Annotated in this window: 21 protein-coding genes and 5 tRNA genes; 11 read left to right on the forward strand and 15 right to left on the reverse strand. The window is 60.5% G+C overall.

The annotated features are described in order from the left end of the window. Positions 1 to 72: 72 nt before the first annotated feature. Positions 73 to 1,533, reverse strand: a complete 1,461-nt coding sequence (guaB, locus tag M3P88_RS01845; protein ID WP_249614371.1) for an IMP dehydrogenase — start codon at positions 1,531 to 1,533, stop codon at positions 73 to 75. Positions 1,534 to 1,675: 142 nt separating this feature from the next. Between guaB and M3P88_RS01850 the strand changes: the two genes are divergently transcribed. From M3P88_RS01850 to M3P88_RS01890, 9 genes are all read left to right on the forward strand, one after another. Continuing rightward, on the forward strand, positions 1,676 to 2,086 hold the full coding sequence (locus tag M3P88_RS01850; protein ID WP_249614372.1) for a DUF4124 domain-containing protein: 411 nt from the start codon (positions 1,676 to 1,678) through the stop codon (positions 2,084 to 2,086). Beyond that, positions 2,083 to 3,882 carry an excinuclease ABC subunit UvrC gene (gene uvrC / locus M3P88_RS01855; protein WP_249614373.1) on the forward strand — a complete coding sequence of 600 codons (1,800 nt, stop codon included), beginning with the start codon at positions 2,083 to 2,085 and terminating at the stop codon, positions 3,880 to 3,882. The genes M3P88_RS01850 and uvrC overlap by 4 nt, the downstream gene beginning before the upstream one ends. A 16-nt stretch (positions 3,883 to 3,898) precedes the next feature. Beyond that, the gene (pgsA, locus tag M3P88_RS01860) at positions 3,899 to 4,480 is read left to right on the forward strand and encodes a CDP-diacylglycerol--glycerol-3-phosphate 3-phosphatidyltransferase (RefSeq protein ID WP_124734210.1); all 582 of its coding nucleotides are present in this window, start codon (positions 3,899 to 3,901) and stop codon (positions 4,478 to 4,480) included. A gap of 79 nt (positions 4,481 to 4,559) precedes the next feature. Beyond that, positions 4,560 to 4,635 (forward strand) — tRNA-Gly (locus M3P88_RS01865). 32 nt (positions 4,636 to 4,667) lie between these two features. Beyond that, a tRNA-Gly gene (locus tag M3P88_RS01870) sits at positions 4,668 to 4,743 on the forward strand. Positions 4,744 to 4,762: 19 nt separating this feature from the next. Next, positions 4,763 to 4,838: transfer RNA gene (locus tag M3P88_RS01875), tRNA-Gly, on the forward strand. Between the two features lie 31 nt (positions 4,839 to 4,869). Then, positions 4,870 to 4,945: transfer RNA gene (locus M3P88_RS01880), tRNA-Gly, on the forward strand. Between the two features lie 39 nt (positions 4,946 to 4,984). Further along, a tRNA-Cys gene (locus M3P88_RS01885) sits at positions 4,985 to 5,058 on the forward strand. Between the two features lie 165 nt (positions 5,059 to 5,223). Next, complete coding sequence (locus tag M3P88_RS01890) at positions 5,224 to 6,387, forward strand: site-specific integrase (RefSeq protein ID WP_249614374.1); 1,164 nt, start codon at positions 5,224 to 5,226, stop codon at positions 6,385 to 6,387. A 37-nt stretch (positions 6,388 to 6,424) separates the two neighbouring features. Here M3P88_RS01890 and M3P88_RS01895 read toward each other — a convergent pair whose 3' ends face one another. From M3P88_RS01895 to M3P88_RS01950, 12 genes are all read right to left on the reverse strand, one after another. Next, complete coding sequence (locus M3P88_RS01895) at positions 6,425 to 6,844, reverse strand: single-stranded DNA-binding protein (RefSeq protein ID WP_249614375.1); 420 nt, start codon at positions 6,842 to 6,844, stop codon at positions 6,425 to 6,427. Between the two features lie 34 nt (positions 6,845 to 6,878). After that, entirely contained in the window at positions 6,879 to 7,337 is a 459-nt protein-coding gene (locus M3P88_RS01900; protein WP_249614376.1) for a hypothetical protein, read from the reverse strand. A gap of 1 nt (position 7,338) precedes the next feature. Then, a complete protein-coding gene (locus tag M3P88_RS01905) occupies positions 7,339 to 7,536 on the reverse strand; it encodes a hypothetical protein (protein ID WP_249614377.1) in 198 nt (65 codons plus the stop codon). After that, positions 7,533 to 7,847 (reverse strand): helix-turn-helix domain-containing protein, encoded by a 315-nt coding sequence (locus M3P88_RS01910; protein ID WP_249614378.1) that lies wholly within the window; start codon positions 7,845 to 7,847, stop codon positions 7,533 to 7,535. Before M3P88_RS01910 ends, M3P88_RS01905 begins: the two co-directional genes overlap by 4 nt. Positions 7,848 to 8,106: 259 nt before the next feature. Beyond that, entirely contained in the window at positions 8,107 to 8,466 is a 360-nt protein-coding gene (locus tag M3P88_RS01915; RefSeq protein WP_249614379.1) for a hypothetical protein, read from the reverse strand. Beyond that, the gene (locus M3P88_RS01920) at positions 8,463 to 8,675 is read right to left on the reverse strand and encodes a DUF7706 family protein (RefSeq protein WP_249614380.1); all 213 of its coding nucleotides are present in this window, start codon (positions 8,673 to 8,675) and stop codon (positions 8,463 to 8,465) included. Before M3P88_RS01920 ends, M3P88_RS01915 begins: the two co-directional genes overlap by 4 nt. 23 nt (positions 8,676 to 8,698) lie before the next feature. Continuing rightward, the gene (locus tag M3P88_RS01925; RefSeq protein WP_249614381.1) at positions 8,699 to 11,074 is read right to left on the reverse strand and encodes a replication endonuclease; all 2,376 of its coding nucleotides are present in this window, start codon (positions 11,072 to 11,074) and stop codon (positions 8,699 to 8,701) included. Next, positions 11,071 to 11,349, reverse strand: a complete 279-nt coding sequence (locus M3P88_RS01930) for a hypothetical protein (protein WP_249614382.1) — start codon at positions 11,347 to 11,349, stop codon at positions 11,071 to 11,073. The genes M3P88_RS01925 and M3P88_RS01930 overlap by 4 nt, the downstream gene beginning before the upstream one ends. Positions 11,350 to 11,358: 9 nt before the next feature. After that, positions 11,359 to 11,760: a hypothetical protein gene (locus M3P88_RS01935; protein ID WP_249614383.1), complete on the reverse strand. Its 402-nt coding sequence runs from the start codon at positions 11,758 to 11,760 to the stop codon at positions 11,359 to 11,361. Continuing rightward, positions 11,760 to 11,936 carry a hypothetical protein gene (locus tag M3P88_RS01940; RefSeq protein WP_249614384.1) on the reverse strand — a complete coding sequence of 59 codons (177 nt, stop codon included), beginning with the start codon at positions 11,934 to 11,936 and terminating at the stop codon, positions 11,760 to 11,762. Before M3P88_RS01940 ends, M3P88_RS01935 begins: the two co-directional genes overlap by 1 nt. A gap of 89 nt (positions 11,937 to 12,025) precedes the next feature. Beyond that, complete coding sequence (locus tag M3P88_RS01945) at positions 12,026 to 12,280, reverse strand: Ogr/Delta-like zinc finger protein (RefSeq protein WP_249614385.1); 255 nt, start codon at positions 12,278 to 12,280, stop codon at positions 12,026 to 12,028. Continuing rightward, positions 12,280 to 12,603 (reverse strand): helix-turn-helix domain-containing protein, encoded by a 324-nt coding sequence (locus M3P88_RS01950; protein ID WP_249614386.1) that lies wholly within the window; start codon positions 12,601 to 12,603, stop codon positions 12,280 to 12,282. The genes M3P88_RS01945 and M3P88_RS01950 overlap by 1 nt, the downstream gene beginning before the upstream one ends. A gap of 15 nt (positions 12,604 to 12,618) precedes the next feature. On the opposite strand from M3P88_RS01950, the gene M3P88_RS01955 reads away from it, so the two are divergent. After that, the gene (locus M3P88_RS01955) at positions 12,619 to 12,900 is read left to right on the forward strand and encodes a hypothetical protein (RefSeq protein WP_249614387.1); all 282 of its coding nucleotides are present in this window, start codon (positions 12,619 to 12,621) and stop codon (positions 12,898 to 12,900) included. Here the strand turns inward: M3P88_RS01955 and M3P88_RS01960 are convergent. Continuing rightward, positions 12,853 to 13,077, reverse strand: coding sequence for a hypothetical protein (locus M3P88_RS01960; RefSeq protein ID WP_249614388.1), 225 nt, complete (start codon positions 13,075 to 13,077; stop codon positions 12,853 to 12,855). The two genes, M3P88_RS01955 and M3P88_RS01960, sit on opposite strands and share 48 nt — an antisense overlap. Before the next feature lie 55 nt (positions 13,078 to 13,132). Beyond that, positions 13,133 to 13,369: a ribbon-helix-helix domain-containing protein gene (locus tag M3P88_RS01965; RefSeq protein WP_249614389.1), complete on the reverse strand. Its 237-nt coding sequence runs from the start codon at positions 13,367 to 13,369 to the stop codon at positions 13,133 to 13,135. A 131-nt stretch (positions 13,370 to 13,500) separates the two neighbouring features. Between M3P88_RS01965 and M3P88_RS01970 the strand changes: the two genes are divergently transcribed. Next, positions 13,501 to 13,782 (forward strand): helix-turn-helix domain-containing protein, encoded by a 282-nt coding sequence (locus M3P88_RS01970; protein WP_249614390.1) that lies wholly within the window; start codon positions 13,501 to 13,503, stop codon positions 13,780 to 13,782. Positions 13,783 to 13,797: the final 15 nt, after the last annotated feature.

A 13,797-nucleotide genomic window follows, 5' to 3' on the forward strand; every position in this document is an offset into this window, starting at 1 on the left:
CGATGTCATTGCAGGCGGCGCAAAAAAACCGCACCCGGATATTGGGTGCGGTGTCCGGCAACAGCGGAGGTTTTAGCCTACGTTGTAGTTCGGTGCTTCTTTGGTGATCTGCACATCGTGAACATGGCTTTCGCGCATGCCGGCGGAGGTGATTTCAACAAAGCCGGCTTTTTCGTGCATCTGGGCAATGGTGGCGCAGCCCAGATAACCCATGGAGGAGCGCAGGCCGCCCATCAGTTGGTGAATGACCTGTGCGATCGGGCCTTTGTAAGGAACGCGGCCTTCGATGCCTTCCGGTACAAACTTGTCGGCATTGGCCTCGTTGTCCTGGAAGTAGCGATCCGACGAACCTTGCGCCATTGCGCCCAGCGAACCCATGCCGCGGTAGGACTTGTACGAACGGCCCTGATACAGCTCGACTTCACCCGGTGCTTCTTCGGTGCCGGCAAACATCCCGCCCAGCATCACGCAGTTGGCACCGGCAGCCAGTGCCTTGGAAATATCGCCGGAGAAGCGGATGCCGCCGTCGGCAATCATCGGTACGCCGCTACCCTTGAGGGCTTCGGATACATTGTGGATTGCGGTCAATTGCGGTACGCCGACACCCGCCACGATACGGGTGGTGCAGATCGAGCCCGGGCCGATGCCGACCTTGACGCCGTCGGCGCCGGCGGCAACCAGTGCCAGTGCCGCTTCTGCCGTGGCGATATTGCCGCCAATCACGTCAACTTGCGGGTAGTTGTCCTTGACCCAGCGTACGCGGTTGATCACGCCCTGACTGTGGCCGTGCGCGGTATCCACTACGATCACATCCACGCCGGCAGCCACCAGCGCGGCCACGCGCTCTTCGGTGTCGCCACCGGTGCCAACCGCTGCGCCTACACGCAAGCGGCCTTGTGCGTCCTTGTTGGCACGCGGGTGTTCGCTGGTCTTGATGATGTCCTTGACGGTGATCAGACCTTTGAGCTCCCAGGCATCATTGACGACCAGTACGCGCTCCAGCTTGTGGGAGTGCATCAGTTCGCGGGCTTCGTCGATGCTGGCGCCTTCCTTGACCGTGATCAGACGATCACGCGGGGTCATGATGGAGGCGACTTGCTGGTCAAGGCGTGTTTCGAAGCGCAGGTCACGGTTGGTGACAATACCAACGACCTTGCCTGCCTCAATGACCGGCAGGCCGGAAATCTTGTGTTGACGGGTCAACAGCACCAGGTCGCGGATCAACATGTCGGGTGCGATAGTAATCGGATCCTTGACCACGCCACTTTCATGGCGCTTGACCTTGGAAACTTTCATCGCCTGTCGCTCTACGCTCATGTTTTTGTGTACGATGCCAATACCGCCTTCTTGTGCCATCGAAATGGCCAGACGGGATTCGGTTACCGTATCCATGGCGGCAGACACCAGAGGCAGGTTCAGCTGGATATTACGGGTAAGAACGGTAGAAAGGGTGACGTCGCGCGGCAGGACTGAGGAATGAGCCGGCACGAGAAGAACGTCGTCGAAGGTGTAGGCTTTTTCGATGATACGCATCTGGCGCTTCCTTGGCAGCAAAAGCAGATTATACAGGCGAATTGAGTTTCTAGGCAAAGACTAGCCTTGTATGTGTTCTCTGTCGCGTGTAGTGCTTTGGCGTTGTAATTGAGCCGTTGGCTCGCGGATGATCGGGGGGGGTATGAATTTCAAGTTTGTAGTGTGCGGGTTGGCGTTGGCGGCCGGTTCTTTGTCCGCCGCAGCGGAGGTCTATAAGTGGAAAGATGCCAGTGGGCGCACGGTCTATTCTGACCGGCCGCCAGTCGGCGCTCCGGCGCAGAAGCTGGATGTGCGCACGGGTGTGGCGGTTGCGCGCGAAGCGAGCGCGCCGGCAGTCGGTCAGGCGGTGGTGCCGTCCGCTGCCTCGGGTGCAAGCCTGCAGCAGGAGGCGGCGCAGCTGAATAAAAAAGTGGAAGACTATAACCGGCGCATGCGTGCGGATAATTGCAGTCGCGCCAAAACCAATCTTGAGCGGGCAGAAGCGGCCAAGCCGCGTAGCGAGGCTATTTTGTCGACAGCACGCAAAGATATGAAAGAGTGGTGCGGTTCGTGAGTGTCTTTGATGCGGCCGAGGTGTTGCGGACTCTGCCCCCCTTGCCCGGTGTCTATCGCATGCTGGATGCTGCCGGCAAGGTTTTGTATGTCGGCAAGGCCATTGATCTCAAGCGCCGCGTCAGTTCTTATTTTCAGAAGTCGGATCTGAGTCCGCGCATTCAGTTGATGGTGCGCCAGATCACTGCGATTGAAACCACGGTAACGCGCTCGGAGGCCGAGGCGCTGGTTCTGGAAAACAATCTGATCAAGGCGCTGGCGCCGCGTTACAACATCCTGTTTCGCGACGACAAAAGCTACCCTTATCTGATGATTTCCGCCCATACCTTTCCGCAACTGGCGTACTTTCGCGGTGAACCCAAAAAACCGCATCAGTATTTCGGGCCGTTTCCCAATGGCTATGCGGTACGCGAGAGTATCCAGATCTTGCAAAAGGTGTTCCGCCTGCGTACCTGTGAAGATTCGGTGTTTGCCAACCGTTCGCGTCCCTGTTTGTTATTCCAGATCAAGCGTTGTACTGCGCCCTGTGTGGACAAAATTAGTGCCGGAGCTTATGCGCAGGATGTAGCCAGTGCCGTCGCCTTTTTGTCGGGCAAGCAAAACGAGCTGATCGATGGTTTGTCGCTGCGCATGTTGCAGGCGGCCGAGGCGCTGGAGTTTGAGCTGGCGGCCGAGCTGCGTGATCAGGTGCAGGCGCTGTCTCGCGTGCAGGAGCAGCAGTTTGTGTCCAGTAACACTTCGCAACTGGACGCCGATGTGGTCGTGGCCGTGCAGGACGCCGGGGTAGCCTGCGTTAATCTGGTGATGGTGCGTGGCGGACGTCATCTGGGTGATAAAAGCTTCTTTCCGGTGAATGCCGAAGACAGCGATGCTTCGGCCATGCTGGAAGCTTTTCTGGGGCAGCATTATCTGGCGGCGCCTGTGCCAGCCGTATTGGTGATCAATCATGCCATCCCTGATGTGGTGAGCGATGCGTTGCAGGCGCGTGCCGGGCATGCCTTGCATATTGTGAGTCATCCGATAGGTGAGCGGCGGGTGTGGCTGGAAATGGCCGAGAAAAATGCAATGCTTGCCTGTGCGCAGCGTGCGGGCAGCAAGGCTAGCCAGTCTGCGCGTCTGGCTGCGCTGGCCGAAGTGCTGGAGCTGGATGGTGTGGCGCGGTTGGAGTGCTACGATATTTCGCACACGATGGGGGAGGCGACGGTCGCGTCCTGTGTGGTGTACGACAAGGGCGATATGCAGCCTGCCGAGTACCGTCGCTTCAATATTGCAACGGCCAAGGCGGGAGATGATTATGCCGCGATGCGCGAGGCATTGACCCGGCGCTATGGCAAGCTGGCCGAAGGCGAGGGTAAGCTGCCGGATGTCCTGCTGATAGATGGCGGCAAGGGCCAGGTGGGGGTCGCGCTGGAAGTAATGCAGGAATTGGGCCTTGTACTGCCTATTGTTGGCGTGGCCAAAGGCGAGGCGCGCAAACCCGGCCTGGAGACGCTAATCCTCCCTTATCTGCAAAAGACGTTACAATTACCCAGCGATCATCCTGCGCTGCATCTGATTCAGACTGTGCGCGATGAGGCGCACCGCTTTGCCATTACCGGACATCGGGCGCGCCGCGCCAAAACGCGCACCATGTCGACACTGGAAGAAGTTCCGGGTGTCGGCGCCAAACGTCGCCAGCAGTTGTTAACCCGTTTTGGCGGGCTGCGTGGCGTAAAGGCGGCGAGTATTGACGACCTTGCCCGGGTCGAAGGAATCAGCCATAAGCTGGCCGAATTGATTTATAACGCCTTGCACTAATAACAAAGACCACCCCATGCCGTTCAATCTGCCTATCTTCCTGACCTGGCTCAGGGTTGCCCTGATCCCCATTTTTGTGGCGATCTTTTTTCTGCCGCCTAGCCTGATGTCTTCGCATGTTGCCAATGTGACCGGTGCGGTGATTTTCTTTTTGGCAGCGGTGACCGACTGGCTGGATGGCTTTCTGGCGCGCAGACTGGGCCAGACTTCGGCGTTTGGTGCTTTTCTGGATCCGGTGGCAGATAAGCTGATTGTGGCGGCTTCGCTCATCTTGCTGGTGGAGTTGGGTCGGACCGAGGGTTGGATGGCCATGATTATCATCGGGCGGGAGATCACCATCTCGGCGCTGCGGGAGTGGATGGCCGAGATGGGGGCGCGCAAGAGTGTGGCCGTGGCGAGCATAGGCAAGCTTAAAACCATGGCGCAAATGGCAGCCATCTTGCTGTTGTTGTATGCGGATCCTGTTTTTCCGTTTGTAAGTACGCTGGTAATCGGAAATTTATTTATGGTTGTTGCCGTAATTTTAACTTTGTGGTCAATGGTTTACTATCTGCGCATGGCAGCCAAAGAGTTCGCGGATAAAAAAATGGATGCATGAAGTGTTGACAGGCTTCGGAAAATCCTTATAATTCGCATTCTCTTGAAGACGGCAACGTTAGCAAGACAAGAAATGTGATGCGGGAATAGCTCAGTTGGTAGAGCGCAACCTTGCCAAGGTTGAGGTCGCGAGTTCGAGCCTCGTTTCCCGCTCCAGGCAAATTTCTTGAATACAAGTTGGTAGTGATGCGGGAATAGCTCAGTTGGTAGAGCGCAACCTTGCCAAGGTTGAGGTCGCGAGTTCGAGCCTCGTTTCCCGCTCCACGCATAGATTGACCGGTTTGCGGGAATAGCTCAGTTGGTAGAGCGCAACCTTGCCAAGGTTGAGGTCGCGAGTTCGAGCCTCGTTTCCCGCTCCAAAAGTCGACAATTTGTAAAGTTTTACCCAATGCGGGAATAGCTCAGTTGGTAGAGCGCAACCTTGCCAAGGTTGAGGTCGCGAGTTCGAGCCTCGTTTCCCGCTCCAGTTTTAGGATCAAGCTTTAAGCTTGTTCCAGCCCCTTATGGCGGGGTAGCAAAGTGGTTATGCAGCGGCCTGCAAAGCCGTCTACGCCGGTTCGATTCCGACCCCCGCCTCCAGTCAAAGCCCCGTAAACATTACGTTTGCGGGGCTTTTGTTTATTTGTTTCGCGTAGTCGCGCGCGCCAGATGTTGCGCTAAGTCCTTGATTCTTGTTCTCGTGCCACTCCGCAAAAGTGGCATGCTGCGCGTAGACTATGCTTTTTGCCGTCTACGGGAATCATCATGGCCACCAAGCGCTTACGCTCCAGCGGAAACTGGGAATTCATCGTCCGGCGCAAAGGCGTTTTGCCCAAGCCGGCCACGTTCACATTTACCAACGAGGCCGAAGGCGACGCCTATTGCCTGCGTCTTGAATCGTTGCTTGATCGCGGCATCGTTCCGGACGACCTGCTGGAGCAGAAGCCGCACCTCGCCACGATTGCCGACGCGATCCGCGGTTACCTGGTCGCGATTGATGTATCAGCAGCAGACAGGCCGGTGCTTGGGGTGCTGCTCGACAGGGTAGGTGGCGTCACGCTGTCCGCCGTCGATTACGCGTGGGTCGAATCGTGGGTGCGCAGCATGAAGCAAACCCAGCAGCTCGCCCCCTCATCCATCCGCCACTATGTTGGCGCGCTGGCGCGCTGCCTCGACTGGGTGACGCGTAGCGCCGGCAGCGTGTTTATCGCCAATCCGCTGCGCCAGCTTCCCCGGCGTTATGCGAATTACACCCCCAGCGATGCGGCGGTGTTGCGCGGCGATGACCACAAGGCGGTCATCCCGAGCGACATCTCCCGCGACCGGCGGCTAGACCCCGGCGAAGAGGCCGCTATTCGCGCCATGCTCTCCGGTGCCACGCCTGAAGGTCGCGAACGCCCGCTGGCGCTCAAGTGGCAGGGCGCGCTGGAATGTCTGTTTGACCTGGCGCTTGAAACCGCCATGCGCATGCGTGAAATCTACACGCTGGAGCTATCGCAGATTGACCTGGAGAAGCGCACCATCTTTCTGGACAAAACCAAGAACGGCGACAAGCGGCAAATTCCGCTCTCCAGCGTGGCGCTGGCCGTGCTGGCACGCTATCGCGAACAGGTCGAAACCGGCACGCGCGGCATGGCCGGCTTTAGTCTGAGTCGTGGCCGGCTGTTTCCCTGGCTAAGCAACACCGACGCCGCAGGCCTCCGGCGCATCACTTCGCTACTGTCAGCCCAGTTTTCCCGCGTGTTTGAGGTGGCCGGCTGCGGCGATCTCAAGTTTCATGACCTGCGCCACGAAGCCACCAGCCGGCTATTCGAGCGCACCCCGATGTCTGACCTGCAGATTGCCAAGGTCACCGGCCACCGTGACCCGCGCATGCTGGCGCGGTACGCCAATCTTCGCGGCTCGGATCTGGCCGATCTGATGTGGTAATGCAAAACGGGCCATATCTGGCCCGTTGCTTTGTTCCTTAGTAGGGGTATTCGTCCCTGCTGGTGGCCGGCTTCTGCCCGCCGTAGCTGCTGCGTGCCGGCGGCGGTGTGGGCGCTTGGCGGCTGGCTGGCGGCGCTTGTTCTTCTTCGCGTTTGCCGCCTTGCAGGCTCACTTCATTGACGCGCACATCCGGCGACAGCCGCTTGGCGCCGTCCCGGTCCGTCCATTCTCTCAGCGTCAGCTGGCCGTAGACCGTCACCTGCTGACCCTTGGCCAGATAGGGCTGCAGCGCCTCGGCGCGCTTGCCCCACAGCTGGCAATAAAACCAGTTGGTGGTCTTTTTTTCGCCAAAGCCGATATCGCTTGCCACGCGAAACGACAGCGCTGCATCGCCGCTCTGGGTGTATTTCAGTTCGCTATCCGCGGCCACGCGGCCGTCCAGGGTGATGCTATTCATGGGGTAATCCTGTTTTATTTGAAATAGCTGCGGCTTACGCCGCCTGCTTGTTGCAATGCCATTCCCAGCGGGCGGCGCTTTCGTTAATCATGGCGATCCACAGCCCAAGCTCAACGCGTGGAAGCCAGTCATGCAGCGCGCTGATCGCGCCGCGTACCAGCTTCAGCTCGTCGCCTGTCAGTAGCATGCGCTCGGCCATGCCGCGTGCCATGCAGCGCTCGCGGGCGGCCACCCATGCCAGCGCCGCCGTTTCCAGCATCTCGCGCATGGCAGCATTCTTGTAGTGCACCGCCGCATCGTAGGCGGCGGTCAGATTCACGGTCAGGATGCGCATCGCGTCCTGCTTTGCTTCGCCGTGAGCGACTTCATACAGGTGCACATGCGCCGGCAGCATCAGGCGGTCGGCGTCGGTGGTGCCCACTGGCTGCTTGGCGGCCAGCAGCATCAGCGGGCTGGTGGTGCGGCGCGGGATGCGCTTTGGCTTGCTGCTCATCTCAATGCTCCCAATAGTCTTTGCCGGCGATGTCGGCCAGCATGCGTTTTTCTTCGATCTTGCGGCGGGCGTTGCCCCGCTCTATCGCTGCGGCGCTGGCACGGCGGGGCTCGCGCAGCAGGTCATAATCCGCGCCGCGATGCGTCACGACAAAGTTTGCCCAGTTGCACGGGTCTTTCATCGGGTGCGTCATGCTCATGCGTGTGCAGCCTCCAGCTTGTCCAGATCCGGGCGCTTGCGCGTGGTCGGCTGGCGGCGTGGTGCGCCAAATGTCGGCACGCCCGGGGTGCGGCCTGCCAGCGCTTTGTCCGCCTCCTGTGCGGCGCGGCGCTCATTGGTCTGGCGGCGAGTCTCGGCGCGCAGGTAATCCATCAAGTCCTGGCGAATGAATACCCAGCCCTTGCCGACGCGGGCACCGATCACCACGCCGGTGGATGCCAGCTCCTGCATCAGCGAGGCGCTGATTTTCAGCAGCTCGGCGGCTTCGGTCATATCCAGTGTTTCATTCATTTTTCTGTCCTCGCTGCTTGCATGGTCTTGAGTTCTTGCCCGCGCTGGTGGCCGTACATGTAGTAGGGCTGTTCCGGCTGCTGGGGCGCTTTACCGTTAAATCCGTCCAAGTGGCCCAAGCGGTATAAGTCTTGCGTCGGCATTGCTGTCTTTCTCAGTGGTCATGGCTGGCCGGCCTGCCGGTTTCAGAGGACGGCACCCCGGTTGCGTTATTCGGAGCCAAGCCGGCCAGCCATGACCGCTTGCGCGGCCTTGTCTATCAGTGCGTATCCACCTTCACGCGTAGTGCCGATCCCTCCTCGTTGTCGCCATCATCATCCAGCAGCACAAGGTATTCGCCGGTCGCAGCCAGGCAGGCAATCACCGTCTCGCTCATCGCCTCTGTCAGCATGTCCGCCACGTCCAGCCCCGGCATCCGCTCGATCGGGATGCTGATGCTGATAAACGGGTAGCCTTGCTCACAGGCATCCGCCCTTGCGCGCATGCCGCTCCAGCCATGGGCGCGGGTCGCCAGCGCCTCGGCCGACTGCAGTACCGGCAACATGCGGTTGATGCGCGCGACGCGCTGCTGAAACTGGCGCGTTTCGCGCTCGACAAGCCTCACGTACAAATGTGTCATTGCGCTTCCCCTGCAATTTTTTGCGCATCGATCACGCCGTGGGCCAGTGCGCGGCGCAGCTTATCGCCAGCCGCCTGCATCAGCGTGGCTTCTTCCTCGGTCTTGGCGTTGACTGCGTAGTCAGCGCGGCCCGCCAAGCGCAGGAAAGAGCCGAAGGCCTGCGCCTCCTGCGGGGTTAATCTGGCGTTCACTTCAATGATCTTGGTCATGGTGGCTTCCTTTTCAGTTGGGTTCAGGCGATGACCTGGCTAAGTTGTTTGATCAGGCGGTTGGCCTTGGCGATTTCTGCCGAGACCAGATCCGGCGCGTCCGGCTCGCTATTGCTCAGCACTGGGGCGCTGGCGATGAGGCGGGCCAGCGTGGCCGCTTGTTGTTCTTGGGTTTGCAAGGTCACGCCCTGCAAGATCTTCTGGCGGGTCGGTTTTTCAATGCGGCTGGCCTGATGCTCGGCCGCGCGCTTCACCTGGGCGATGACTTCCAGCCCGCGACCGTGCGCTGGCTGCTGGTAAGTGCGGCTGATGGCCTTGATTTCGGCAGACATCGCCACGCGCTGGCGCGTTTCGGCTGATTTTTGCTCGGCTTCGACCATGCGGCGCTCAATATCGGCCTGCACAAAGTCCGACAGCGTGCCGTCGTCGTTGCTATTGATCTCGCGCTCGAAGCGGTATTTGTCCATTGCGGCCTTTTTCGCCTGGCGAATCTGGGCCAATTCGGCCGCCGGCTTGAATCCGTCGTCTTCCGGCTGGATGGCGCGCATCAAACGGTCCATCTCCGCCTCATCTGCCCAGCGCTCATAGTCCGCTTCGGTCGGCATCGGGGCCGGCTTCAGGCTGGAAAATTTCATTTCCGTAGAGTTATTGACACGAGTCCAAGTGCAGGCTGCGCCTGCTTTAAGGTCAACCCCCTTGCTTATCGTCCAATCGTGGGCACGCGTTGCGACCACCATCCCGCTCTCAATATCCACCACGCCAGCCACCGTATCGGCACGGGCTTCGCCGTAGATATTCAGGCCGCCGGACACGGTCTTCACCGTCTTGAGCGGCATAGCCTTGCGCTGGGCTTCCCAGCCGCCCATCAGCTCGACAAAGCGGCCCCAGTTGCCATCGTTGGCGGCCATGGCTGCCAGCTGGATCACCGTCTCGGCGCCGTCGTGCTTCCAGCGGCGCAGCTCGCGCCAGATGCCTACCGGTGGGCCGCCTACCTGCTGAAACTGGCGGACGCCCCAAGCCGACGCGTAGGCATTCACGCGCAGCGCGGTGGCGCGGACATCGTTGCCGCCCATGCCGTCGTCGCTGGCGTCAAAGTCAATCCCGACCGACTCGCCATCATTGCGCTCGCCATCGATGTTCTTGGCGATGTACTTGATGATGTAGCCGGTGGCCGTGCCGCGATTCCAGTCGATGGCCTTGAAGTTGATACGGGCATCGATGCCGGCCCACACGCCGGCGGCCGGCTCGCGCCAGAATGCGCGCTCGTTGCCGATGCTGCGGGCCAGCGCCTCCAGTGTGGCCCTGCTGCTGCCGGCGGCCTTCATCTCGCGCGCCTGCGCCCGCGCCAGCTTGTCGGTCAGCGCATAGCTCAGGCCCAGCTCGTCGCGGTCTTCGCGCACCGCATGGCACGCCACGATGGCGCGGAAACGGGCCACCTTCTCCGGACGCATGAAAAACAGGCCGTGATAGTGCGGGGTGCCGTCGTGGTGCGGCTCGGCCACGCGCAGGCCATAAATGCGGATGCCTTCGCGCGCCAACTGGGCCGTAATGCGCCCCCATACCTTTTGCAGATAATCGGCCGCATCGCGCGGCGTGGTGCCGGCGTACTTGGGGTTGGCGCGGCCGGTCTTGGCGATCACCGCATGAAAGCGGCTGGGCGTGGTCAGCGTGATAAATTCACCGGCCAGCCCCACGCTTTGCGCGATAGTCTCCATGCCGGCCATGCGGCAAATCAGTTCGGCGCGGCGGATCTTGGGGTTGGAAACCCCTTTCTCTGCCAGCTCGGTCAGCGTGAACGACTGCCCCAGCTCATTCACCGCCACCATGCCATCCAGCAACGCGCTGTTGCGCGCCTTCTGTGCGGTGCGGATCGCCAGTGTGTCGTTGCTGACGTACAGCTGGCGCTGCTTGCACACCATGCCCAGCTCAATAGCCAGCGCTTCGCCGGCGCGCACCCGGTGACGGCGCAAGGCACGGCGCCACCACTTATCGTGACCCAGCCGGCGCGCGACAGCGTGTTCCGTCTCGCCGTAAGGCAATTCCACGCCGTAATGGGCGCAGCGGGCAGCAAGATCGTCAACGGACGCGCCACGGGCCGACATCAAGTCGAACTCCTTGGCGCGTTCGTTGGCAAACTCGCATAGCTGACCATCCGACGCGCCCAGCGCCAGACGGTACTCAGGGAACTCCAGCGCCAGATTGCGCAGCCACAAGTTCGCCTCGCGCTCGCGGCCATCATCCAGAATGCCGATGCGGGCAGCGCCATGGCGCAAAGCGCGGCCGCGAATCGCCAGATAGCGCCGGGCAATACCCTGGCGCAAATGAAACGGGAAGCGCGCCACCATCTCGCGCCCCCAGTCATCCAGCTTGTCCAGCAAGCTAGGCTTGGCTGCGCTCATCGCTGCCCTTCCAATGCGGTGCGCACAGCGACCATCTTCTTCAGCGCCATATCAAACATCGCACCCTCTTCGGTGTGCGCCGCCCATGCGTCGACCGCCTTCACCGCCGGGCTGTCTTTGGCGGCGTTCGTGCACAAATCCAGCGCCACATCCATGCCGGCGGCGGTGGCGATGGCATGCACCAGATTTTCCAGCGCCGTCATGTCCTGCGGGCGAGGCGGAGTGGGAATGGTGTTGAGCAGCGCATTCAGGCTGGAAAGGGTCAGGGTTGCCATGTTGTGTCCTTATGCCGCAATGCGGCGGTCGGTGGATGGGGTAGCGGTGCGGCCGCCGGCGGCCAGCTTGGCCAGCGCCAGGCTGTGATCGAATAGCGCGCCCTCGATGTCGCCGCTCAGGCGGGCGGTGTCCGCGATGGACGGGCGCTGCAGCGGCAATCCCTGCTGTGCGATCAGGGTATTCACCAGCGCGCCCAGACTCTGGATGCCGGCCAGTGCGCTTTGCACTTGGCTGATCGCATCCAGTTGCGCCGGCGTCAGCACCTTGGCCTGCAAAGCCGTGACAGTTTCCAGTGGCGGGCGGGTTTCGCTGATCGCGGCATGGCCGCTGGCGGCCCCGGCCCTGGCACCCAGAAACGCCAGCGCGTGGCGGAAGTCCTGATAGGCGGCGGTGTCTTTGGCGGCCTGCATCACATCCACCCCAGCGACAGAAACAGATGCGGCAAGCCGCCCATAACCAGCGCCGCCAGCAGCGCCAGCGGCAACTGGCGCGCAAACAGGCGCATCTGCGAAGGCTGGCGGGTGCGCCAGTTGGGCGAATAGCAGCAAGTGCCATTGCTGAATCGGGTTTTGGTCATTGTTTTCATGGTGCGCTCCGCTGTGTTTTCGTGGGTTTAGGCCAAGCCGTCCCCGCCATGCCGTCAAAACGGCATGCCATGGGTGGCGCTTGGGTGGGTTATTCCGGGATCGGCAGCGCTATCTGGCGCTTATCTACCGGCGGGAACTTGCGTGGCGACAGCTTGAGGCGGTATTCAAGCTTGCCCAGGCTGGCCGGCTTGGCGGTCCACACCGGATCGCCTTCCAGCGTGCGGAACTGTCCGCAGCACTGATCATTGGTGCAGCTGTAATAGCCCTCGCGCACTTCGCGGGACAGCATGCGGCTGGAGCGCTTGCGGGCCACATGGCCACAAGCCGGACAAATAAAAGCCATTACTTCTGCCTCTGTTTTCTGCAGTCGCTTTGCTGGTCGCACTGCGCGCACTCGGCACCCATGATCGACAGGGTGGTCAGTGCATCAATGTATTTTTTGTTGGCGATGGTGTAGCCGGCGGCCTTGAGCAAGGCCTCCAGCTTGGTGATGGTGACGCCCTGCTGCCCTGACATAAAACGCGACACCTGGCTATCGTCCCAGCCCACCGCCTCGGCAATATCGCCGCGCTCGCGGCTGGTGAGCGCAGCGCGCAGCGCCTGCTCAACGCGCCCCTGTATGGCTGAACCTGCTGCTGCCGTGCTACTGTTTTGGTTTTTGTGCATGACTCTGGAGCCTCAATGCTAAGCAAAACACTGACAGGTGTGACTGTCCCCGACTACGACGAATCCATTACCAAGATGCTCAATGCCAAAGGCTTTGAAGGTGGCGGCCGCATGGTGATTGCGATTGAAAACCACGAAGGTCAGGTTTATCGCATCATCAGGCCCGAAGGCATGGGCGGCTACTTCAACTGTGTTTACGCCCTGCTCGACATGGGGCTGATTGACCTCATCGGGCCAAACAAACCCGCCTCACGCGAAGGCTACGACAACCGCTTCACCTTCAACCGGCCTGAATAAGCCGAGATCACTGGCCTTTAGCTCTGCCACCGCCGCCGCGAGTTCCTGCTCGTTGCGGCTTTTTAACAGGTACTTCAAGGCGTAGGCGTGGATGCCGGTCACGCTGTAAACCTTGGCCAGATACTTGGCCAGATAGCCGCTGCGTGATGGGTGGCGCTGCTCGATGGCTTGCTGCATGGTCTTGCTCGCTTTCTCAATGACAAACAAATTGCGCTGCGTGGGAAACCCGCTGCTATTGGGTAATCTGATCTTGAGGGGGGGGGATTTTGGCGGCCACGCTGGCGCGGTGGGCGATGCAGGCGCGGCGGATCAACAGGCGCACCAGCGACGACACGCTGCGGTCTTCCAGTTCGGCCACTTCGCGGATGGTGACGTAGTCTTCCGGCGTGAGGCGCAGCGACACGGCGGTTTCGATCTTGGCGGGGCTTGGTGTACCCGTTTCCGGGTGTTTGCGGTATTCTCTACTCATTTTTGTTTGTCCCGTTTGAGTTTTCCGGCTCTATGGGATGGCACTTTATCCCTTATTCGGGATTATATCAATAGGCTTTCTCGAAAATGGGATTTCAAGATCGGCTTACAAGTGAGCGCCACCGTCTTGGCTTGAGCCAAAAACAGGCCGCTGAAGTCGCCTCAGCAGGGCTTAGCACATACCACGCGTGGGAGAGGTATGACCGCGTTCCGGATGCTGTCGCACTGGCAAAGTTATACGCTGCCGGCTTTGACGTGCTGTACATCGTCACCGGCGTGCGCAACGAGACGACGCTTTCCAACGAGCAAGCGCAAGTGCTTGCACAAATGGCAACCATGGATGCGCGCGGGGTGGCGATCCTAATGAATACATCGCAGTCGATAGCCGATACCAACCCGCAGAAGGCGGGTTAAGTCGCGTCCCGGCCG

This window comes from Craterilacuibacter sp. RT1T (genome assembly GCF_023502145.1).
Lineage (GTDB): Bacteria > Pseudomonadota > Gammaproteobacteria > Burkholderiales > Chromobacteriaceae > Craterilacuibacter.